Raw genomic sequence first — 21,197 nt, forward strand, 5'->3', positions numbered from 1 at the left:
ACATGCCGTGACGACATCACCGTTTGCCGCGCTCGTCGACTGGGGCACCAGCAACCTTCGGATCTGGCTGACCGACAGCCAGGGCGAGGTGATCGGTGAACGTCAATCTGCAGAGGGTATGGGCAGCCTCGACAAGGCTGCCTATCCCGCCGTGCTTGAAGGGCATCTCACAGCGCTTGGTGCGTCTTCCGATCTTCCGGTGGTTATCGCCGGTATGGCTGGCGCCCGCACAGGCTGGCGTGAAGCGCCCTATGTGGAAACGCCGGCGCCGCTGGTCGGCCTTTTCCAGCATGCAGTCCAGCCGGAGGGCGTCAGCCGTCCGGTCTATATCCTGCCTGGCGTCTGCCAGCGCGAGGGCGGTGCCTTTGACGTCATGCGGGGTGAGGAAACCCAGCTTGCCGGCGCCCTCGAGCAGGGTCTGGACAACGCTCTCTTCTGCCTTCCGGGCACTCATTCGAAATGGGCTCTCGTGGAGGGTGGACAGGTTCGCAATTTCTCGACCGTGATGACGGGCGAGCTTTTCAATTTGATCAGCCGGCAGTCCATCCTGCGCCTTTCCGTTCCCGAGGACGGTGACGCCGAGGCGGATCCTGAAATCTTCGACGCTGCCGTGCAGCAGGCGCTCGAGCCTGGATTTGCGCTGACATCGGTTCTCTTCTCGATCCGAGCCGAGGGGCTGCTTGCTTCGAATACGAAGATCAATCCGGCGGCGCGCCTCTCCGGTCTGCTGATCGGCGCCGAGATCGCAGCGATCCGCAACGATCTCACGCGGTATGGAAAGGCCTACCTTATCGGTACGGGCAAGCTGACGCGTCTCTATGCCCGTGCCATCGTCCAGGCTGGCGGGGAACCGGTTCTCCTTGATGGGGGAATGTTGGTCCGTCGCGGTCTGCTTGCCTCGGCACTTTCTCTTTTCGACCACGAATTCAAGGATTGACCTGATGACCGCATCCGTTGCCTGGCCCGCGCTTCGCCGCAATCTTGTTGCCATCCTGCGCGGCATCAAGCCGGAGGAGATCGAAGCTGCAGTGGATGCGCTGCTGGAAGCAGGGTTCGAGGCGATCGAAGTGCCCTTGAATTCGCCCGATCCGTTCGTTTCCATCGAGAAGGCCCGCAAACTTGCACCGGCAAATGTGCTGATCGGGGCAGGGACAGTTCTCGAAGCGTCCCAGGTGGACCGGCTGAACGATGTCGGCGGCAATCTGCTGGTGACACCGAATGTCGAGCCTGAAGTGATTCGCCGTGCGGTTTCGCATGGGATGGTCGCAATGCCGGGCGTCTTCACGCCGACGGAATCTCTGCTTGCCGCCAAGTGCGGCGCGTCGGCGCTCAAGTTCTTCCCGGCCAGCGTGCTCGGCACAAGCGGCATTTCCGCCATCAAGGCCATTCTGCCGCCGCACCTGCCTCTCGGTGCCGTCGGCGGCGTATCCGACGCGAACTTCGCCGACTACTGGAAGGTCGGCGTTCGGGCCTTTGGCCTGGGCTCCAGCCTCTATAAGCCGGGCGATAGTGCCGCGGTGATCGGTGAGCGCGCCATCAAGAACGTTCAGGCTTACGACGCGCTCGTCGGCTAACTATTCCTCGACCACGAATTCATTGAGGCCTGTCCGGCATCCACCGGGCGGGCCTTTTCGTTGGCTCTGCTGACGCACCGGTTGTGACAATAATCACGCTGCAAATCAGATAAACGTCGCCGCGCCCAAATTTGAACATACGTGCGCCGCTTTTTGAGATATAGTATAACTAACTTGGTTGGCGCGATGCGCCAAAAGGTCCGGTCTGGCGCATTGACCCCTTACCCCCAGCCCCCCAATGTTTCCAGGCCGGACCACACCAAGTTTCCAGCACCCTGAAATCAGAGAGTCTTTGGCGTGGTCATCATGACGGTGGCCCCAATGATTCGGGACGGATTGCCGCCCTCATCGGCAGCCTGCAGGAGAATGGCGATGCCGTCGCTCTCTTCGTCGCCCATGGGCTTTGCCGGAAGCGTCAGATCAAGCGACTTTCCATCCCACATGCCAACGGTCTGAACATCGGTTACACTGTGCCAGTAGTTCAGGCTCTGCCCCAGGTTTTCGCCCTTGAGCACCTCGACGGTCTGGTTCTGGCGGAAATAGACGACCACGACATTTGCCTTGCCGGCGCCCTTACCGATCGTAATCGACAGCTGGTCGTCGTGGCGCGAGGCCTTTACCGGCACGATCAACCCGTTTCCGCTCGACTTCATGCGGTCCAGTCGCTGGTTGACCTCCGACGCGTCGGTGCCCTTCAGATGTTCACGACCATTGAGCACCGCCTGCGGGGTGTAGACCCCGTTTCGACCGAAGGTCTTGGCATAGGCATATTGCCTTGCGGTGTTTTCCTTGGTCGCCAGGGTATCGGCCCAGCCGAGGTAGTTCCAATAATCGACGTGGTAGGACAGTGCCACGACCTTGCCTTCGCGGACGAGCTGCTCGAAAGCGCGGTCCGCAGGAGGGCATGAACGGCAACCCTGTGAGGTAAAGAGTTCCACGACGCCCTTCGGCGTCGACACGTCGTCAGCCTTCGCTGCAGGGCCGGAAAGGATGATGAATGGCGCGAGGACCAAAGCAATTAGCTTTGCCCTTAGCTTTCCTCGACCCGTGCTTTTGCTTGCCTGCAACATGCTGATGCGATGCCTTTTCTGCATGGTGCACTTGATACTCTCTCGTGCCCTGTGCGCAAAGTCACGATGGGGTGAAATTTTGGTCAACGGTCCAATTCCGTCACCCACGAAAAAAGCCGCCGGTCACCCGGCGGCTTTTCATCTGTCGTATTAGAACTTTTAGGCAGCGAGATCGCGCAGAACGGTCTGCAGAATGCCGCCATTGTTCATGTAGGTGACCTCATCGAGCGTATCGATGCGGCAGAGCAGCGGGACATCCTTCACGGTGCCGTCGGAGTAGGTGATCTTGGCGATCTTCTTTTCGCGCGGCTTGATGTCGCCTTCCAGACCCTCGATCGTCACGATCTCGTCGCCCTTGAGGTTCAGCGAAGCCCAGGTGGTGCCGTCCTCGAAGGTGAAGGGCACGACGCCCATGCCGACGAGGTTCGAGCGGTGGATACGCTCGAAGGACTGGGCGATCACGGCCTTGACGCCGAGAAGGTTGGTGCCCTTGGCTGCCCAGTCGCGCGACGAACCATTGCCGTATTCGACGCCTGCAAAGATGACGAGCGGAACGCCCTCTTCCTTGTACATCATGGCTGCATCGTAGATCGACAGCTCTTCCTTGGACGGATAGTGGACCGTGTAGCCACCTTCCTTGCCGTTCGGACCGAGCATGTGGTTGCGGATGCGGATGTTGGCGAAGGTGCCGCGCATCATCACTTCGTGGTTACCGCGGCGCGTGCCGTACTGGTTGAAGTCGGCCACGGCCACGCCGTTGTCTGTCAGGTAGGCACCCGCCGGAGACGCTGCCTTGATCGAACCGGCCGGAGAAATGTGGTCGGTGGTGATCTTGTCGCCGAAGAGACCGAGGACGCGGGCGCCGTTGATGTTCTTCAGGCCCGAACCGGTCTTGCCCATGCCGACGAAGTAAGGCGGGTTCTGGACATAGGTCGACTTGTCATCCCAGGCATAGGTCTGACCGGCCGGGACCTGAACGGCCTGCCAGTTTTCGTCGCCCTTGAACACGTCGGCATACTTCGATTCGTAGAGTTCGCGCGTGACGTATTTCAGGATGAATTCCTGGATCTCGTGCGACGTCGGCCAGATGTCCTTGAGGAACACAGGGTTGCCGTCCTGGTCTTCACCGAGCGGCTCGGTGGTCAGATCCTTCTGGACGGTGCCGGCAAGCGCGTAGGCGACGACCAGCGGCGGCGATGCCAGGTAGTTGGCCTGGACGTCCGGCGAGATGCGGCCTTCGAAGTTACGGTTACCCGAAAGTACGCCTGCGGTGATCAGGCCCTTGTCGTTGATCGTCTTCGAGATTGGCGCCGGCAGCGGGCCGGAATTGCCAATGCAGGTGGTGCAACCAAAGCCGACCAGGTTGAAGCCGAGGGCATCCAGAGAGGTCTGAAGGCCAGACTTGGCCAGATATTCGCCAACGACCTGAGATCCGGGCGCGAGTGAGGTCTTCACCCACGGCTTGGACTTCAGGCCCTTGGCAACGGCGTTGCGGGCGAGAAGGCCGGCCGCAATCAGCACGCTCGGGTTCGAGGTGTTGGTGCAGGAGGTGATGGCGGCAATCGCCACATCGCCATGGCCCAGGTCGAAGTCCGTGCCTTCAACCGCATAACGGTTGGAGAGCTGGCCGGGCTTCTTGTAATCACCCTCGAGAGCCGTTGCGAAGTTCGGAGCAATGGTTTCGAGCGGCAGGCGGCCTTCGGGACGCTTCGGGCCGGCCATGGACGGGACAACGTCGCCGAGGTCGAGTTCGAGCGTGTCGGTGAAGACGAGGTCCGAACCGTCGCTGTCGCGCCACATGCCTTGCGCCTTGGAATAGGCTTCAACGAGGGCAATACGGTCCTTGGTGCGGCCAGACATCGTCAGGTAGTTGATGGTTTCGCCGTCAACCGGGAAGAAGCCGCAGGTCGCACCATATTCCGGGCCCATGTTGCCGATGGTCGCACGGTCGGCCAGCGTCATCGAATCAAGGCCGGGGCCGTAGAATTCGACGAACTTGGAAACAACGCCCTTCTTGCGCAGCATCTGCACGACGGTCAGGACGAGGTCGGTCGCGGTCACGCCTTCCTTCACCTTGCCGGTGAGCTTGAAGCCGATGACTTCAGGCAGCAGCATGGAGACCGGCTGGCCGAGCATGGCGGCTTCGGCTTCGATACCGCCAACGCCCCAGCCGAGAACGCCGAGACCGTTGATCATCGTGGTGTGGCTGTCCGTGCCGACGCAGGTGTCCGGGTAGGCGGTCGTTTCGCCGTCCTCATCCTTGGTCCAGACGGTCTGGCCGAGGTATTCCAGATTGACCTGGTGACAGATGCCGGTACCCGGGGGAACGACGCGGAAGTTTTTGAATGCCTGCTGGCCCCACTTCAGGAAGCGGTAGCGCTCGCCGTTGCGCTCGTATTCGAGCTCGACGTTGCGGGCGAAAGCTGTCGGTGTGCCGAATTCGTCGACGATAACAGAGTGGTCGATGACGAGGTCGACGGGAACCAGCGGGTTGATCTTTTCCGGATCACCACCGAGATTGACCATGGCGTCGCGCATGGCGGCGAGGTCGACAACGGCGGGAACGCCGGTGAAGTCCTGCATCAGCACGCGGGCCGGGCGATAGGCGATTTCCGCTTCGGTCAGGCCCTTGTTAACAAGCCATTCGGCGACGGCCTGAATGTCCTTCTTGGTGACCGAGCGGCCATCTTCGTTACGGAGAAGGTTCTCGAGAAGCACCTTCATCGAGTAAGGGAGCTTCGATACACCGGCAAGACCGTTCGCTTCGGCCTTCGGGATGCTGTAGTAGACATAGTCCTCGCCGTCGACGGTCAGGACCGACCGGCAATTGAAGCTGTCGAGAGATTTAGCCACGGATAGAAACCCCGCATATTCTGATAGCCAACACAATCGTGCGGACGCCTATGCACTTCATGCACATCAGGATGCGGGTACGACCATTTCCGCTGTCCGCCCGTGAAAATCGCTCCTCGCGATGTCCAAGTTCGGCACAAGGATGAACTTCACGCCGGCCGCTGGCGTGGTTGCAGGTCTTATAGATAATTTCTAAGAAAGGCGCCAGACCGACGAAGGACGAAATCGGAAATTTTTATGAGGCAGGCCTCATCCTGCCAGAAGGCGATCATGATCAGGCTTGAAGCCGAAAATCTCTCAGCGCGCCGTGGCGAGGACCTGATTTTCGTTAATGTTTCCTTTACGTTGGCTGCCGGAGAGGCATTGGTTCTCACGGGCCGAAACGGCTCTGGAAAATCGACCTTGTTGCGTGTCGTGGCAGGGCTCCTTCGCCCTGAAACGGGACGTGCCGTTTGCTTTTCGCAAGCCCATGACGAAGCGCGACCTGCGGGTGAGCTCAGCCATTATCTCGGTCATCGCAACGGTATGAAACGAGAATTGACGGTTGCAGAAAATCTGACCTTCTGGAAATCCTTCCTGGGTGATCTCGGCATGGGGCAAAGCCTTGAGGTCGAAGAGGCGGCAGCGGCCGTCGATCTGGCTGGGATCACGCATCTTCCCTATGGCTATCTCTCTGCCGGTCAGCAGCGCCGCTTCGCCATGGCGCGGCTTCTGGTGGCGTATCGGCCGGTCTGGATCCTCGACGAGCCGACAGCTGCTCTCGACCGTCGCGCTGACACCATGTTCGAAGAGTTGGTGCGGCGACACAGGCAGGCCGGCGGTATCGTGCTTGCGGCAACCCACCAGCCTCTCGGCATGGAAGGCGCGGCGAACCTGGAGATGCTCGGCTTTGATGGCGTCGATGAGGAGTATGCGGCATGATGGCGCTCTTCCTCCGAGACCTGAAGCTCTCGGTGCGTGCCGGTGGCGGCGCACTGATCGGCGTACTTTTCTTCACGACCGTCGTTGCCGTCATCCCCTTCGGTGTCGGTCCGGATCTCAATCTGCTTTCCCGCATTGGTCCGGCCATCGTCTGGATCGGAGCGCTGCTGTCGGCTCTGCTCGGTCTCGACCGGCTGTTCCAGGCCGAACGCGATGATGGATCGCTGGACATCCTGCTGATGCAGGAAACACCCCTCGTTCTCACCGTGCTGGTCAAGTGCCTCGCCCACTGGGTGGCAACCGGGTTGCCGCTGGTCGTTGCCTCCCCCCTGCTCGGCCTGTTCATGAATATGGATGAAGTCGCCATCGGCGCTGTGATGCTGACCCTGCTGGTCGGGTCGCCTGCCATCACCTTTATCGGAGCGGCGGGTGCAGCGGTGGCTGTCGCCTTGCCCCGTGGCGGTCTGCTGGTGTCCATTCTCGTGCTGCCGCTTGCCGTTCCGGTGCTGATCTTCGGGGTCAGTGCTTCCTATGCAGCGGTTGAGGATCCGGCGCCGTTCATGCCGCCCTTCCTCTTCCTGACAGCCATCACACTTCTCTTTGCCGTGATCGGACCTGTCGGTGCAGCCGCTGCCTTGCGCAGCTCCGCTGACTGAGGCATTTCAGCTTGACCAGGATCAATTGCAGGCGGGATTGAGACAGGCTAAAACACATCATGACCGACAACAGCCTTGCCATCACAAAAATCGGCGACCTCGCCAATCCCACCCGATTTCTCGCGCTGGTCGCGCGGATCCTGCCCTGGTTTGCGGGCATTACGGTGCTGCTCTTTGCGGTCGGGCTCTATCTCGGCTTTGCCTCGGAAACCGACTACCAGCAGGGTGATACGGTGCGGATCATGTATGTGCATGTGCCGGCAGCCTGGCTCTCGATGATGTGTTACTCCGTGATGGCGCTCTCGGCGATCGGCACGCTCGTCTGGCGGCATCCGTTGGCCGATGTCAGCCACAAGGCCGCAGCTCCGCTGGGCGCGGCCTTCACGCTGATCGCGCTCGTCACCGGTTCGCTCTGGGGCAAGCCGATGTGGGGCACATGGTGGGTGTGGGATGCGCGCCTCACCTCCGTCTTTGTACTCTTCCTGATGTATCTCGGACTCATCGCCCTCAACCGCGCCATGGACGATCCGTCCAAGGCAGCCAGGCTCAGTTCGGTTCTGATCCTTGTCGGCTTCGTCAACATTCCGATCATCAAGTTCTCGGTCGACTGGTGGAACACGCTGCATCAGCCGGCGAGCGTCATGCGGCTTGACGGTCCGACCATCCATCCGGAATTCCTCTGGCCGCTGCTCGTGATGGCGGTGGCCTTCACTCTCCTCTTCTTCACGCTGCATCTGATGGCGATGCGCAATGAGATCTGGCGCCGCCGGGTCGGTGCGCAGCGTCGCCTGGCCGCGCGTCAGGCCGGTCGGGAGCATTCGGCATGAGCCACGCCTTTTACGTCATCGGGTCGTATGCCTTGACCGCCGGCATCTGTCTGGTCCTGACCATCTGGATCTATCTCGACGGTCGGGCGCGGCAGGCTGAACTGAAGACGCTGGAAGCACAAGGGATCCGGCGACGCTCGGCCTCAGCCTCTTCCGTACAGGATCCGAGCGCATGACGCAGCAGAGCGAAAGCGATGTACCGGTCGCAAAGGGTCGCGGGCGATACCTGATAGCCGCGCTGCCACTGTTGCTGTTCGCGGGCCTTGCCGCAGTGTTCATGACCCAGCTTCAATCCGGCCGGGACGTTTCCGAGATCCCGTCAGCGTTGTTGGGCACCAAAGCGCCGCTGCTGCAAATGGAGGCACTCGACGGGTCCGAGCGTCCGGCGCTCACCACCGCGGCAATTGACGGCAAGCTCACGCTGGTCAACGTGTTTGCCTCCTGGTGCGTGCCTTGCCGCCAGGAGCACCCGATGTTGCTTGAACTTTCGAAGGACCCCCGGGTCAACGTCGTTGGCATCAACTACAAGGATCGCAACGACAATGCATTGCGGTTCCTCGGGGAACTCGGCAATCCCTATGCGGCGATCGGTGTTGATCCAAACGGGAAGGCTGCTATCGACTGGGGTGTCTACGGCATTCCGGAAAGCTATCTCGTCGGTCCTGACGGCACGATCCTCTACAAGAAGGTGGGCCCGTTCGATCCCGAGACCTTCCAGACGCAGCTGATGCCAGCGATCGAAAAGGCGCTCGCCGGTCTCTGAGAGACCTTAGAGAGCGCCCTGCCAGGTCTTCACCGCCTCGATCGGCCAGACCAGCATCAGAACGTTGAGGGTCAGGTTGTCTCTGATGACGATAGCCGTGAGAATTTCGAAGCCCAGCGCGATGATGACAGTCAGCCAGATCGGCATGCGGGCCGCAAAGAAGAAGCCTGCAATCATCGCCACCATGTCCATTCCGGAATTCAGAATGCTGTCGCCGGTATAGCCTACCGCCATGGTCGCTGTTCGATAGCGATCGATCACGATCGGCGAGTTTTCCAGGATCTCCCAGGCGGCCTCGATCAGCGCCGAAAGCGCAAGCTTGGCGGTGATCGGCTTCCTGCGCATCACCAGCCAGCCCAGGCCGTAAAACAGGAAGCCATGGATGATGTGTGACGGCGTGTACCAGTCGAACAGGTGCTGCGAGTTGCCGGGCGTATTCACACCGGCTTCAAAGAGCTTCACGTAGCCGCATTCACAGATCCAGATCCGACCCATGAGATACTGGGAGACGATCTGAACCAGGATGATGACGAAGGTCACCGACGCCCAAAAACGAGTCGTGGAGTGTTCGCTGCCCTCGCTGGTCATTTCTGTTCCTTGTCTTCCAGCGAGTGCTTCATAATCAGCGGCATCTGCGCCAGCGTGAAGAGGATGGTGATCGGCATCGTGCCCCAGACCTTGAAGCTGACCCAGACATCATCCGAAAAGTTGCGCCAGATGACCTCGTTCAGCACTGCAAGGAAGAGGAAGAAGATGCCCCAGCGCAGCGTCAGCTTGCGCCAGCCCTCTGCATCCAGCTGGAAGGCTGCATTAAAGACATAGCCCAGCAGCGATGTGCCGAAGGCGAGGCCACCGAGCAGAACAACGCCGAAGAGCGTGTTGACGATGGTCGGCTTCATCTTGATGAAGGTGTCGTCCTGGAGCCAGATCGACAGGCCGCCGAAGACCATGACGACGATACCCGAGACGAAGGGCATGACCGGCAAGTGCTTGAAGACGATCTTGGAGATGATCAAAGACAGCACTGTCGCGCCCATGAAGAGGGCGGTCGCAATCAAGAGCGGTCCGCCGATCGCGGTCAGTCCCGGAAAGGTCTTCGCCAGCCACTCGCCGCGCAGGTTTCCGAAGAAGAAGATCAGGAGCGGCCCGAGTTCGAGCGCCATCTTCAATACGGGGTTCCGCTTTTCGGCTTTGGAGGCGTGGGTATCGGTGGATGTATCCGACATGGTGTCGTTTCCTAATGTTTCCGGCGCTCAGCGCGCGATGCCGGCGATGGCGCTGGCGAAATCTTCCGCCTCGAAGGGTTCAAGGTCGTCGATGCCTTCGCCGACGCCGATGAAATAGACGGGCAGCTTATGTTTGGCCGCGATGGCAACCAGGATGCCGCCGCGCGCCGTGCCGTCGAGCTTGGTCATGATCAGGCCGTTGACGCCCGCCACGTTGCGGAAAATCTCGACCTGCTGCAGGGCGTTCTGGCCTGTCGTTGCGTCTAGCGTCTGCAGCACGGTATGCGGCGCATCCGGATCGAGCTTGCCGAGAACGCGGACGATCTTTTCGAGTTCCGCCATCAGCTCCGTCTTGTTCTGCAGACGGCCGGCGGTGTCGATGATCAAGACGTCGGCTTTGTCGGCCTTGGCTTTTTCGAAGGCTTCATAGGCAAGGCCTGCGGCATCGGCGCCGAGTTTGGTGCCGATGAAGGTCGAGCCGGTGCGATCGGCCCAGATCTTCAGCTGCTCGATGGCGGCCGCACGGAAGGTGTCGCCGGCGGCGAGCATTACCTTTAGCCCCGAGCCCGATAGCTTTGCGGCCAGCTTGCCGATGGTCGTCGTCTTGCCGGTGCCGTTGACGCCGACCACCAAGATTACATGCGGCTTGTGGCTGAGATCGAGTGCCAGCGGTTTGGCGACCGGCTTCAGTACCTTGACGATCTCTGTCGCCATGATCTTGGTCACGTCCTCGCCGGTCACATCCTTGCCGTAACGCTCGGAGGCCAGCGTGTCCGTGACGCGGAGTGCCGTTTCGACCCCGAGGTCGGCCTGGATCAGCAGGTCTTCCAGTTCTTCCAGCGTCTCATCGTCCAGCTTGCGCTTGGTGAAGAGCGCGGTGATCTGGCTCGTCAGCTGCGAGGAGGTGCGGAAGAGGCCAGCCTTCAGGCGCTGGAACCAGCTCAGCTTTTCCGCAGGCGCTGGGGCTTCGGGCTCCGGAGCTCTCGCCTCAGCCGCCGCGAAACCTTTGGGCAGAACGGGGACAACGGGCTCCAATGCCGAATCCGAGACGGCCGCAGATTCACCTTCTGCTTCCGGCTCGTCGGCCGTCACGGCTTGAGCTTCTTCAACCTCTTCCTCGGCTTCCGCTTCAAGCAGTTCGAGGGGCACCATCGAGAGATCTTCAGGCGAAAGATCATCGGACGGTCCGCCGGCCGTTTCCATTTCTTCTGCGAGAACCGGATCCTCGGCCAAAGGCAAATCTTCGTCGCGACCTTTCGGCTCGCTTTCAGCCGAAATTGCAGCCTTCTCCTCGGCCGTCAGCTCCGCCGGCACCGCAGGCGCTTCTGCGGGCTTCTCCTTGCCGAAGGTGAAGACTTTCTTGATGAAGCCGAGGGCCATGGTCACTCTATTCCGTGTGTCAGGCAGCCGCGCTTGCTGCTGCCGATGCAATCGTCAGATGGCGACCGTTATGGCCGCCAATCGAGACCTCGACGAGGCTGCCGGGGTTCATGCCGGGCGCTGCGACGAGGGTGAAGTCTTCCGTATGCGCCATTTCGTTGCGCTCGACCAGCAGCTTCTGGCGGGTGCCGACATGCGAAGCCAGATGCACAGCCTGCAATCTTTCGGCCACCGCGCGAAGCTCTGCAGCCCTTGTCTTGACGAGCGCCCGGTCGAGTTGCGGCATCCGGGCCGCCGGCGTGCCGGGGCGGGGGCTGTATGGAAAGACATGCAGATGCGCGATGCCGATTTCCTCGGCGAGGCGCGCGGAGTTGGCCGCCATCTCCTCGGTCTCTGTCGGGAAACCGGCGATCATGTCGGCACCGAAGGCAAAGCCGGGGCGCAGGCGGCGGACCTGTTCGGCAAAGGCAATCGCATCGGCGCGTGAATGCCGCCGCTTCATGCGCTTCAGGATCATGTCGTCGCCATGCTGCAGCGACAGATGCAGATGCGGCATGAAACGCGGCTCCTCGGCAATCAGGTCGAAGAGATGGCTGTCCGCCTCGATGCTGTCGATCGAGGAGAGACGCAAGCGCAGGATCTCCGGCACCTGTTTCAAAAGCGTCTTCGCGAGAAGGCCGAGGGTCGGCGTGCCTGGTAGGTCGGCTCCATAGCTGGTCGCGTCCACTCCGGTCAGCACTACCTCCCGATAGCCGTTTTCGACGAGCTTGCGCGCCTGCTCGACGACGGCCCCCATCGGCACCGAGCGTGAGTTGCCGCGGCCATAGGGGATGATGCAGAATGTGCAGCGATGGTCGCAGCCATTCTGCACCTGCAGGAAGCCGCGCACATGGCCGTCGATATGCGCCACCATCTGCGGGGCCGTTTCGGTCACGCTCATGATGTCGTTGACGGTTACCTTCTCTTCCGCCGAGACACCGAAATCCGGCAGGCGGCGATAGTGCTCGGCCTTCAGCTTTTCCTCGTTGCCGAGGACGGCGTCGACCTCGGGCATATCAGCGAAGTTTTGCGCCTCTGTCTGAGCAGCACAGCCGGTGACGATGATGCGGGCTTCCGGGTTCTCCCGACGCGCCCGGCGGATCGCCTGGCGGGCCTGGCGTACGGCCTCGGAGGTGACCGCACAGGTGTTGACGAGGATGGCATTGTCGAGCCCGGCCTTGGCGGCTTCAGCTTTCATGACTTCGGATTCATAGGTGTTCAGGCGACAGCCGAAGGTGATGACCTCGACGGCGCCGTGTCGCGCGGAGGTCACTGGGTAGCAGCCTCTGCCTCGGTACTGGCATCGCGATGCCAGTGGCCAGTAGCCGGATCAACCATGCCTGACCACTCCCATTCGGCGGGGCCTGTCATGACGACCTTGTCGTCGGGGCGCCAGTCGATGGTCAGCGTGCCGCGATTTGGGCTCGACGCCACCGTGATTGTCACCTTGCGTTCCGTGCGCCCGGTGCGCGCTGCGGAGACACCAGCGGCGCAGGCGGCAGAGCCGCAGGCGAGCGTCAGGCCGGCGCCGCGTTCCCAAGTGCGGGTGATCATTGATGTCTTCGAGGTGACGTGGGCCAGCGTGATATTGGCCTTTTCCGGGAAGATCGGATGGTTTTCCAGAAGCGGACCGAAGCGTTCCAGGTCATAGGTCATCGGATCGCGATCGACCCAGAAGACGGCATGGGGATTACCCATCGACATGGCCGAGGGCGAATGCAGGATCGGCGCGTCGATCGGGCCGATCTGCAGCTCGATGCGGCTGGTATCGTGGAATTCTTCCGAGAGCGGGATCTTGTCCCAGGCAAAGACTGGCTTGCCCATGTCGACGGAGATCGTGCCATCCGCATGCTCGACGGCGTTTAGAATGCCGGCGATGGTCTGGAAGGTGAAGCTCTTGCGACCGGTTTCGCTGGCAAGCGCCTGCACCACGCAGCGGGTGCCATTGCCGCAGGCCTGGGCCTTCGAGCCATCGCAGTTCAGGATGTCGATATAGGCGTCGGTGCCGTCGACCTTTGGATCATGGATGGCCATGATCTGGTCGAAGGCGGTCGCGGGGTCGGCGGCGAGCGCGACTGCGGCAGTCGGGGTCACCCGGTCGGTGCGACCGCGCATGTCGACGACCAGGATCTTGTTGCCAAGCCCGTTCATCCTAGCGAATTCGACCCGATCCGACATCGTCACTCCATACAACTGCACTTTCAACCTATATGGCGGAAATACAGCCAAATTACCAGTAGAGCGACCAAAACCGCGCAACCGTGGTCAACGCCATGGCTCGGTCACTTCAAGCCATTCCCGGGTTCGCGCCTCGGGATCGGCATGCAAGGTGATGTCCGTCACCACCGCCGCACTATCAGCGCCGGCCGCGAAGACACCGGCAAGCCGGTCAGGCCGAAGCCCGCCGATCGCGACCAAGGGCAGGGGGCCGATCTTTTCCTTCCACACCGTCAGCCGTTCCAGACCCTGCGGCGCCCAGGGCATTTTTTTCAGGATCGTCGGATAGACGGGGCCGAGGGCGACATAATCAGGCTTTGCGGCCAGCGCCGTTTCGAGTTCGGCCTCATCGTGCGTCGAGAGGCCAAGCTTCAGACCCGCGCTGCGGATCGCGGCGATATCCGCCGTTGCAAGATCCTCCTGGCCGAGATGAACGAAGTCGCAGGCCTCGTCGATGGCGATCTGCCAGAAGTCGTTGACGATGAGCTGGCAGCCATGATCGGCACAGCATTGCCGGGCGCGGCGGATGTGCTGGCGAAGCACGATTTCCTCGGCGTCTTTCATCCGCAGCTGCACCAGTTTGACCCCCAGCGGCACAAGCCGCTCGATCCAGTCGGCACTGTCGACGATGAGGTAGAAGGGATCGAGCTTCATGCGAAGACCCCCTTTCCGATCACAGGCGTCGAGGGCACGGCCATGTCGCGCGGTTCCAGCATGCCGGCCTGATGGGCGATGTGTCCTGCCTCGATCGCCTTGGCGAAGGCCTCGGCCATCTCAGCCGGATCTCCGGCCGAGGCAACAGCGGTGTTGAGCAGCACGGCGTCGTAGCCGAGTTCCATCACCGCCGTGGCATGGGACGGACGCCCGATGCCGGCATCGACGATCAGCGGCACGTCGGGAAATTCCGCCCGCATGGATTTGAGCGCCGGCAGATTCTGCGGCCCCATGGCGCTGCCAATCGGCGCGCACCAGGGCATCAGCACCCGGCATCCGGCGGCAAGCAGCTTCTCCCCGACCACCAGATCGTCGGTGGTATAGGGGAATACCTCGAAGCCCTCGGTAACAAGGATCTTTGCCGCTTCCACCAGTTCGAAGACATCAGGCTGCAGCGTGTCGTGATGGCCGATCACCTCGAGCTTGATCCAGGTGGTGCCAAAGACCTCGCGTGCCATCTTTGCCGTCAGCACCGCCTCGCGGGCGCTGTGGCAGCCGGCGGTGTTGGGCAGAACCTGAACGCCGAGGTCGCGGATCAGCTGGAAAAAGGCCCCGCCCGCCTTGCCGCCTGCGGTTTCCCGGCGCAGCGAAACGGTGACGATCTCGGTCTTCGATCGCCGCACCGCCTCCGCCAGGATCGCGGGCGAGGGGTAGCGGGCGGTGCCGAGCAGGAGGCGCGACGAGACGGTCTTGCCATAGAGTTCCAGAGCCATTTCAGCCTCCCTGCATGGGCGAAAGGATCTCGATCCGATCGCCATCGTTCAAGGGATGGGCGGCGCGCTCCTCGCGGTGAACCAGGTCGCCATTGACGGCGGTTGCCAGCCAGTCGCCCTGGTAGTCGAGCTTGGCGAGCAGATCGGCGAGGTTGCCCGCATCGAGCTCTCGCGTTTCTCCGTTGATGGTGAGCTTCATGCCCTCCTCCTTCTCTCGAATGCGTTTGTTTTCGTGAGCCTGTCTGCCGCCTCACGCGCCAGTGCCGGCGCGAGCAGAAAGCCGTGGCGGTGCATGCCGGCGACCGCCAGTCCTTCGGATGTTTCGATGAGGCGGGGCACATTGTCCGGGAAAGCTGGGCGGATGCCGGTGCCGGTTTCCACGATGCGGGCCTCGGCAAAGGCCGGGTGCAGCGCATAGGCGGTGTTGAGCAGTTCCATCATCGAACGCGCGGTGATCGGCCCGTCATCCTCCGCCTCGATCATGGTCGCGCCCAACATGAAGCGCCCGTTGCCGCGCGGCACGATGTAGAGAGGGTGGCGGGGATGCAGGAGCCGCACGGGGCGGGAGAGGGTGACATCGCCCGTCTGCAGATAGAGCATCTCTCCCCGCACACCGCGCAGCCCTTCGATCTCGCCGATGGCCTGTGGGCCCCGGCAATCCACGACGCTCGCATAGTCTCCCGTCTCACCGACCACCTCCCCGAAGCGGAAGGAGACACCGAGTTGCCGCGCCGCCTGATAAAGACCCCGTAATGCCTTGCGGGGATCGAGATGGGCCTCCTCTGAAAAGAAGAGGCCGCTGCCGAAGCGCCCTCCGAGATCCGGCTCGAGTTCTGCGATCTCTTCCTCGCCCAGCCAGCGATGGCCGCGCGTACGGGTCGCAAAGCGCTTGAGGTCGGCGAGATCTCGCGGGTTGGCCAGCACAAGCGTGCCCCGGCGTTGGACGAGACCGGGCACAGCCTCGTCCCACCAGTCGGCGGCCAAGAGACCTGATGTCAGCACGATCTCTTCCGCTGCCTCCCGTTCGCAATAGGGGGCGAGCATGCCGCCCGCCCAATGGGAGGCGCCAAGCCCGATATCGGCCCGACGCTCCACGACTTCCACAGGAACACCCCTGCGTGCCAGTTCCAGCGCCGTCGCCAGCCCTGCGACACCGGCGCCTTTCACCAGAACGGTCATGACAGTTCCCCCGTCTCCAGCGCTGCGATCTCGTCTGCCGTCATATAGAGATCGCCGCCCGCCCGATATTTCTCGGCCATCGCGGTCAGGCCCTCTTTCTGGGCCTCTGCGCGGATGTCATGGGAGATGCGCATCGAGCAGAATTTCGGCCCGCACATCGAGCAGAAATGGGCGACCTTGTGCGCCTCCTTCGGCAGCGTTTCGTCATGGAAGGCGCGCGCCGTTTCCGGGTCGAGCGACAGGTTGAACTGGTCTTCCCAGCGGAATTCGAAGCGGGCGCGGGAAAGCGCATCGTCGCGCAGTTGTGCCGCCGGATGACCCTTGGCGAGGTCTGCGGCGTGCGCTGCGATCTTGTATGTGATGACGCCGGTCTTCACATCGTCGCGGTCGGGCAGACCCAGATGCTCCTTCGGCGTGACGTAGCAGAGCATCGCCGTGCCAAACCAGCCGATCATCGCAGCCCCGATCCCGGAGGTGATGTGGTCGTAGCCGGGCGCAATGTCCGTGGTCAGCGGCCCCAGCGTATAGAAGGGGGCTTCACCGCAGGTCTTCAGCTGCTTGTCCATGTTCTCCTTGATCTTGTGCATGGGAACATGGCCGGGTCCCTCGATCATCACCTGGCAATCCTTAGCCCAAGCGATCTGCGTCAGCTCACCCAGCGTCTCCAGTTCGGCAAACTGGGCGGCATCATTGGCATCGGCAATCGAGCCTGGACGCAGGCCATCGCCGAGCGAGAAGGAAACGTCGTAGGCGCGGCAGATATCGCAGATCTCCTCGAAATGCTCGTAGAGGAAGCTCTCCTTGTGATGATGCAGACACCACTTGGCCATGATCGAGCCGCCGCGCGAAACGATGCCGGTGACGCGGTTCACGGTCAGCGGGATGTAATGCAGCCGCACGCCGGCATGGATGGTGAAATAGTCCACCCCCTGTTCGGCCTGCTCGATCAGCGTGTCGCGATACACTTCCCAGGTCAGGTCCTCGGCAATGCCGCCGACCTTTTCCAGCGCCTGGTAGAGCGGCACGGTGCCGATCGGCACGGGCGAATTGCGCAGGATCCAGTCGCGGATGTTGTGAATGTTGCGGCCGGTCGAGAGATCCATGACCGTGTCGGCGCCCCAGCGGATCGCCCAGACCATTTTCTCGACTTCTTCCGCCATGGAGGAGGTGACGGCGGAATTGCCGATGTTGGCGTTGATCTTCACCAGGAAGTTCCGGCCGATGATCATCGGCTCGAGTTCCGGATGGTTGATGTTGGCCGGGATGATCGCCCGGCCTGAGGCGATCTCTTGGCGGACGAATTCCGGCGTCACGTGATCGGGGATCGCGGCGCCGAAGCTTTCGCCGTCTCGGACGAGCGCTTCCTTCATGGCCTTGCGGCCGAGGTTTTCGCGGATCGCCACATATTCCATTTCCGGCGTGATGATGCCGGCGCGGGCATAGGCGATTTGCGTCACGGCCTTGCCGCCCGTTGCGCGAAGCGGCTGATGTTTCACGGGAAACGCCGGTGTCAGCTTATCGGCAGAGACGAAGCCGTTGTCCTCCGGCTTTACATCGCGGCCGTCATAGGCCTCGACATCGCCGCGTGCCTGGACCCAGGCAGTCCGGTGCCGGGCAAGCCCCTGGTCGATGCCGATGGTCGCCCGCGGGTCGGTATAAGGTCCCGATGCGTCATAGACATTGACCGGTGGTTCGCCCGAAGTCGGGTGTAGCGCGATCTGGCGCAGGGGCACGCGGATATCCGGGTGGATGTCTCCGGGCAGGAAGATCTTGGTCGAGGCGGGAAGCGGCCCTGTGGTGACGTCGGGCCTGTTGAAGTCAGGGGCAATGTTCATCGTGGAGCTCCAAGTGTTCAGGTTGGAGACCCAGTCATGTCAGCCGGAATGATGGAAAGACGCCACGGGATTCGGGTTTCCGAATCGTCGTTGTTGCAGCGCTCGCACCGTCCCTACGCCAGTATGAACTGGATCAGGTTCAACGGGTCACCGCGCTGCCATCTCGGCGTAGCGATATCTCAGCCCCTTGTCGGGACACCCCTGGTGAATGCGTGAAGTGTGGTCAAAAGCGTGGGCCGTGTCAACGAGCCCTTTGGCTCTCAAGTGTTTGTGAGAGGCACCTCGAACTGCTGGCCGGGCCGCAGGCCCTTGAAGCGCTCATTGCCGATACCGGCCGCAGACATGGCCGTCACAAGCGCCTTCGGCGGATCGTCGATGCCTTCATTGGTGAGCTGGAAGGTACCGAAATGATGGCCGATTCCGAAGGCCGCTCCGCTCAAGCCGAAGCCTGAAATCGCTTCCTCCGGGTTCTGATGCTGCGCCTTCATGAACCAGCGTGGCTCGTAGGCGCCGATCGGCATGATGGCGAGCCTGATGTCGCGGTGTTTTTCGCGCAGTTCGCGATAGTGTTTGCCCTCGGCATAGCCGGTGTCACCGATATGGTAGATCTTGCCGCCAGGGGTTTCGATGACAAAGGCGGCCCAGAGCGCCATGCGTCGGTCGCCCATGCCGCGCGCCGACCAGTGGTGGCAGGGCTCGCAATGGATGGTGACACCATTGTTGGCCTCGATGCTATCGCCCCAATCCATCACATCAGCCTCAATGTCTGGCACATCGCTACGAATGATCGTGTCATTGCCGAGCGGCGTGACGAGGCGCGGCCTGTCGCGCTCGATGAGGCGTTTCAAGGTTACGATGTCCAGATGGTCGTAGTGGTTGTGCGTCACGATGACGATATCGATCGGTGGCAGGTCGTCGAAGGCGACGCCGGGTGGGTTGTTGCGTTTCGGCCCAGCAAACGAGACGGGACTTGCCCGTTCCGACCAGACGGGGTCGGTCAGAATGTTCAGGCCCGCCGTTTGAATGAGCAGCGTCGCATGGCCAACCATGGTGACGACAAGCCGGCTTCCCTGGACACGTTGCTCGGGTTTCGTCGTGACGAAATCCGCTGCCGCCACCGCCTTGGGCCAGTCAATCTTGCCGCCGCCGAATTGCCAGCGGAGCAGATCGGTGAAGCCACGCGGCTCTTCACCACCTGGATTGAAGAAGATCTTGCCGTCAAAGTGATCCGAGAGCGGACCTGAATAATAGCGGTTGCCGGCCTGTGCTTCACGCATGCCGAGGCCTCCGAGTGTGGCGGCAACGAGCCCGAAGCCCGACCATTTGAGAAAGCTGCGTCTGTTCATGGCTCACCCATATGTGGTTTCGTCAATTCTACGACAATAGGGCTGATGTAGATCGCTGAACGGGGCCGAATCCCTGAAAATCGGGGCTTCGCTTGACTTCCAGGCTATTTTCCTGTTTATCCCGCGCAATCTGCGACGAGACAAGCACTCCGAGCCGCCGACCGGGACCCGTTAAGGTATAAAGAGATCCCGGAGGTCAACACCCGACAGCGCGTTGCGCCCTCGGGTGCTTTTTGGCTTTGCGTCTTGTTTTCCGCGTGGAGAAGACCGAGGTTTCGGGTGTCCGAAACCATGCAAGGAAGAGCCGATGTTTGAAAACCTCCAGGACCGTCTTGGTTCCATTCTGAATGGACTGACCGGCCGTGGCGCCCTGTCCGAGGCGGATGTCTCGGCAGCGATGCGCGAGGTCCGTCGTGCGCTTCTCGAAGCCGACGTCGCGCTCGAAGTCGTCAAGGGCTTCACCGACCGTGTTCGTGAAAAGGCCGTTGGCGCCGCCGTTCTGAAGTCGATCAAGCCCGGCCAGATGGTCGTGAAGATCGTCCATGACGAACTGGTCGAAATGCTGGGCACCGATGGTGTCGGCGTTGACCTGATGGCTGCCGCCCCTGTCGTGATCATGATGGTCGGCCTTCAGGGCTCGGGTAAAACCACCACGACCGGCAAGATTGCCAAGCGGCTGACGGATCGCGAGAAGAAGAAGGTCCTGATGGCCTCCCTCGACACGCGTCGACCGGCCGCCCAGGAGCAGCTTCGCCAGCTCGGCGTCCAGACCGGCATCGATACGCTTCCGATCATTGCAGGCCAGTCGCCCACCGATATTGCATCGCGTGCTGTGCAGGCCGCGAAACTCGGCGGCCATGATGTCGTCATTCTCGACACCGCCGGCCGTACGCATATCGACGAGCCGTTGATGATCGAGATGGCCGAGATCAAGGCCCGCTCGAAGCCGCATGAAATTCTGTTGGTCGCCGATGCGCTGACCGGTCAGGACGCCGTCAATCTCGCCCGCAATTTCGACGAGCGCGTCGGCATCACCGGCCTCGTGCTGACCCGTATGGACGGCGACGGACGCGGCGGTGCAGCCCTTTCGATGCGTGCTGTCACCGGCAAGCCGATCAAGCTGATCGGCGTCGGCGAAAAGATGTCGGAGCTCGACGAGTTCCATCCGCGCCGTATCGCCGACCGTATCCTCGGCATGGGCGATATCGTCTCGCTGGTCGAGAAGGCCGCCGAGAACATCGACGCGGAAAAAGCCCGCGCCATGGCCGAGAAGATGGCCAAGGGCAAGTTCGACCTCAATGACCTGGCCGAGCAGATCAAGCAGATGCAGGCCATGGGCGGCATGGGCGGGATCATGGGCATGATGCCGGGCATGGCCGGCATGAAGGACAAGATTTCGGCCGCCGGCCTCGACGACAAGGTCTTCAAGCGCCAGCTCGCGATCATTTCTTCGATGACCCGCGCCGAGCGCGCCAACCCGGATATCCTCAAGCATTCCCGCAAGAAGCGCATCGCGGCCGGCTCCGGCACCGACGCCTCCGACATCAACAAGCTGCTCAAGATGCATCGCCAGATGGCCGACATGATGAAGGCCATGGGCGGCAAGAAGGGCGGCGGTATGATGAAGCAGATGATGGGCGGCCTTGCCTCGAAGATGGGCCTCGGCGGCATGGGCGGCGGCATGGGCATGCCGGACCTGTCGAAGATGGATCCGAAGCAGCTCGAGGCACTCGCCAAGCAGGCGGAAGCCGCTGGCATCAAGCCGGGTGGTCTGCCCGGTCTGGGCGCCGGTGGCCTGCCGGGTCTCGGTGGTCCGAAGCTCCCCGGTCTTGGCGGCGGCGGTTTCCCGGGCCTTCCCGGCCTGCCGAAGAAGAAGTGAGGAGG

The 21,197-nt window shown here is 61.8% G+C and carries 21 protein-coding genes and 1 riboswitch; of the genes, 8 read left to right on the forward strand and 13 right to left on the reverse strand.

Going from position 1 to position 21,197, the window contains the following annotated elements; all coding sequences use genetic code 11:
• The first annotated feature begins 7 nt into the window (after window positions 1-7).
• Window positions 8-937, forward strand: a complete 930-nt coding sequence (locus AC02Y0_RS19250) for a 2-dehydro-3-deoxygalactonokinase (protein ID WP_476380540.1) — start codon at window positions 8-10, stop codon at window positions 935-937.
• 4 nt (window positions 938-941) lie between these two features.
• Window positions 942-1,574: a 2-dehydro-3-deoxy-6-phosphogalactonate aldolase gene (locus AC02Y0_RS19255; protein WP_476380542.1), complete on the forward strand. Its 633-nt coding sequence runs from the start codon at window positions 942-944 to the stop codon at window positions 1,572-1,574.
• A gap of 281 nt (window positions 1,575-1,855) precedes the next feature.
• On the opposite strand, the gene AC02Y0_RS19260 is transcribed toward AC02Y0_RS19255, so the two are convergent.
• Together AC02Y0_RS19260 and acnA are read right to left on the reverse strand one after the other, a co-directional pair.
• Window positions 1,856-2,644, reverse strand: coding sequence for a DUF1223 domain-containing protein (locus AC02Y0_RS19260; protein ID WP_476384089.1), 789 nt, complete (start codon window positions 2,642-2,644; stop codon window positions 1,856-1,858).
• Between the two features lie 159 nt (window positions 2,645-2,803).
• Window positions 2,804-5,497 carry an aconitate hydratase AcnA gene (acnA, locus tag AC02Y0_RS19265; protein WP_476380544.1) on the reverse strand — a complete coding sequence of 898 codons (2,694 nt, stop codon included), beginning with the start codon at window positions 5,495-5,497 and terminating at the stop codon, window positions 2,804-2,806.
• Window positions 5,498-5,770: 273 nt separating this feature from the next.
• On the opposite strand from acnA, the gene ccmA reads away from it, so the two are divergent.
• From ccmA to AC02Y0_RS19290, 5 genes are read left to right on the forward strand one after another with little or no spacing between them, the layout of a single operon-like run.
• Window positions 5,771-6,418, forward strand: coding sequence for a heme ABC exporter ATP-binding protein CcmA (ccmA, locus tag AC02Y0_RS19270; protein WP_476384090.1), 648 nt, complete (start codon window positions 5,771-5,773; stop codon window positions 6,416-6,418).
• Window positions 6,415-7,074, forward strand: a complete 660-nt coding sequence (gene ccmB, locus AC02Y0_RS19275) for a heme exporter protein CcmB (RefSeq protein ID WP_102021163.1) — start codon at window positions 6,415-6,417, stop codon at window positions 7,072-7,074. Before ccmA ends, ccmB begins: the two co-directional genes overlap by 4 nt.
• Window positions 7,075-7,133: 59 nt before the next feature.
• Window positions 7,134-7,901 (forward strand): heme ABC transporter permease, encoded by a 768-nt coding sequence (locus AC02Y0_RS19280; protein ID WP_476380546.1) that lies wholly within the window; start codon window positions 7,134-7,136, stop codon window positions 7,899-7,901.
• The gene (gene ccmD, locus AC02Y0_RS19285; protein WP_476380548.1) at window positions 7,898-8,077 is read left to right on the forward strand and encodes a heme exporter protein CcmD; all 180 of its coding nucleotides are present in this window, start codon (window positions 7,898-7,900) and stop codon (window positions 8,075-8,077) included. The genes AC02Y0_RS19280 and ccmD overlap by 4 nt, the downstream gene beginning before the upstream one ends.
• Entirely contained in the window at window positions 8,074-8,664 is a 591-nt protein-coding gene (locus AC02Y0_RS19290) for a DsbE family thiol:disulfide interchange protein (RefSeq protein WP_476380550.1), read from the forward strand. Before ccmD ends, AC02Y0_RS19290 begins: the two co-directional genes overlap by 4 nt.
• A gap of 6 nt (window positions 8,665-8,670) precedes the next feature.
• Here the strand turns inward: AC02Y0_RS19290 and AC02Y0_RS19295 are convergent, their stop codons facing one another.
• The 11 genes from AC02Y0_RS19295 to AC02Y0_RS19345 form a co-directional block, all read right to left on the reverse strand.
• On the reverse strand, window positions 8,671-9,252 hold the full coding sequence (locus AC02Y0_RS19295) for a DUF2585 domain-containing protein (RefSeq protein ID WP_476380552.1): 582 nt from the start codon (window positions 9,250-9,252) through the stop codon (window positions 8,671-8,673).
• Window positions 9,249-9,890: a septation protein A gene (locus AC02Y0_RS19300; RefSeq protein WP_476380554.1), complete on the reverse strand. Its 642-nt coding sequence runs from the start codon at window positions 9,888-9,890 to the stop codon at window positions 9,249-9,251. Before AC02Y0_RS19300 ends, AC02Y0_RS19295 begins: the two co-directional genes overlap by 4 nt.
• A 27-nt stretch (window positions 9,891-9,917) precedes the next feature.
• Window positions 9,918-11,270, reverse strand: coding sequence for a signal recognition particle-docking protein FtsY (gene ftsY, locus AC02Y0_RS19305; protein ID WP_476380556.1), 1,353 nt, complete (start codon window positions 11,268-11,270; stop codon window positions 9,918-9,920).
• A 19-nt stretch (window positions 11,271-11,289) separates the two neighbouring features.
• The gene (gene mtaB, locus AC02Y0_RS19310; RefSeq protein WP_476384091.1) at window positions 11,290-12,507 is read right to left on the reverse strand and encodes a tRNA (N(6)-L-threonylcarbamoyladenosine(37)-C(2))-methylthiotransferase MtaB; all 1,218 of its coding nucleotides are present in this window, start codon (window positions 12,505-12,507) and stop codon (window positions 11,290-11,292) included.
• Window positions 12,508-12,578: 71 nt separating this feature from the next.
• Entirely contained in the window at window positions 12,579-13,487 is a 909-nt protein-coding gene (gene dapF / locus AC02Y0_RS19315; protein ID WP_476380558.1) for a diaminopimelate epimerase, read from the reverse strand.
• Between the two features lie 87 nt (window positions 13,488-13,574).
• Window positions 13,575-14,180 carry a thiamine phosphate synthase gene (locus AC02Y0_RS19320; protein ID WP_476380560.1) on the reverse strand — a complete coding sequence of 202 codons (606 nt, stop codon included), beginning with the start codon at window positions 14,178-14,180 and terminating at the stop codon, window positions 13,575-13,577.
• The gene (locus AC02Y0_RS19325; RefSeq protein ID WP_476380562.1) at window positions 14,177-14,953 is read right to left on the reverse strand and encodes a thiazole synthase; all 777 of its coding nucleotides are present in this window, start codon (window positions 14,951-14,953) and stop codon (window positions 14,177-14,179) included. The genes AC02Y0_RS19320 and AC02Y0_RS19325 overlap by 4 nt, the downstream gene beginning before the upstream one ends.
• A 1-nt stretch (window position 14,954) precedes the next feature.
• Window positions 14,955-15,152, reverse strand: coding sequence for a sulfur carrier protein ThiS (thiS, locus tag AC02Y0_RS19330; protein WP_476380564.1), 198 nt, complete (start codon window positions 15,150-15,152; stop codon window positions 14,955-14,957).
• Window positions 15,149-16,132 (reverse strand): glycine oxidase ThiO, encoded by a 984-nt coding sequence (gene thiO / locus AC02Y0_RS19335; RefSeq protein ID WP_476380566.1) that lies wholly within the window; start codon window positions 16,130-16,132, stop codon window positions 15,149-15,151. Before thiO ends, thiS begins: the two co-directional genes overlap by 4 nt.
• A complete protein-coding gene (gene thiC / locus AC02Y0_RS19340) occupies window positions 16,129-17,967 on the reverse strand; it encodes a phosphomethylpyrimidine synthase ThiC (RefSeq protein WP_476380568.1) in 1,839 nt (612 codons plus the stop codon). Before thiC ends, thiO begins: the two co-directional genes overlap by 4 nt.
• A 92-nt stretch (window positions 17,968-18,059) precedes the next feature.
• A riboswitch (TPP riboswitch) is annotated at window positions 18,060-18,180 on the reverse strand.
• Window positions 18,181-18,227: 47 nt separating this feature from the next.
• Window positions 18,228-19,244 carry an MBL fold metallo-hydrolase gene (locus AC02Y0_RS19345; RefSeq protein WP_476384092.1) on the reverse strand — a complete coding sequence of 339 codons (1,017 nt, stop codon included), beginning with the start codon at window positions 19,242-19,244 and terminating at the stop codon, window positions 18,228-18,230.
• Window positions 19,245-19,620: 376 nt separating this feature from the next.
• On the opposite strand from AC02Y0_RS19345, the gene ffh reads away from it, so the two are divergent.
• The gene (ffh, locus tag AC02Y0_RS19350) at window positions 19,621-21,192 is read left to right on the forward strand and encodes a signal recognition particle protein (RefSeq protein WP_476380570.1); all 1,572 of its coding nucleotides are present in this window, start codon (window positions 19,621-19,623) and stop codon (window positions 21,190-21,192) included.
• The last annotated feature ends 5 nt before the right edge of the window (window positions 21,193-21,197 follow it).

The organism is Allorhizobium sp. nf9_anc (genome assembly GCF_056323085.1).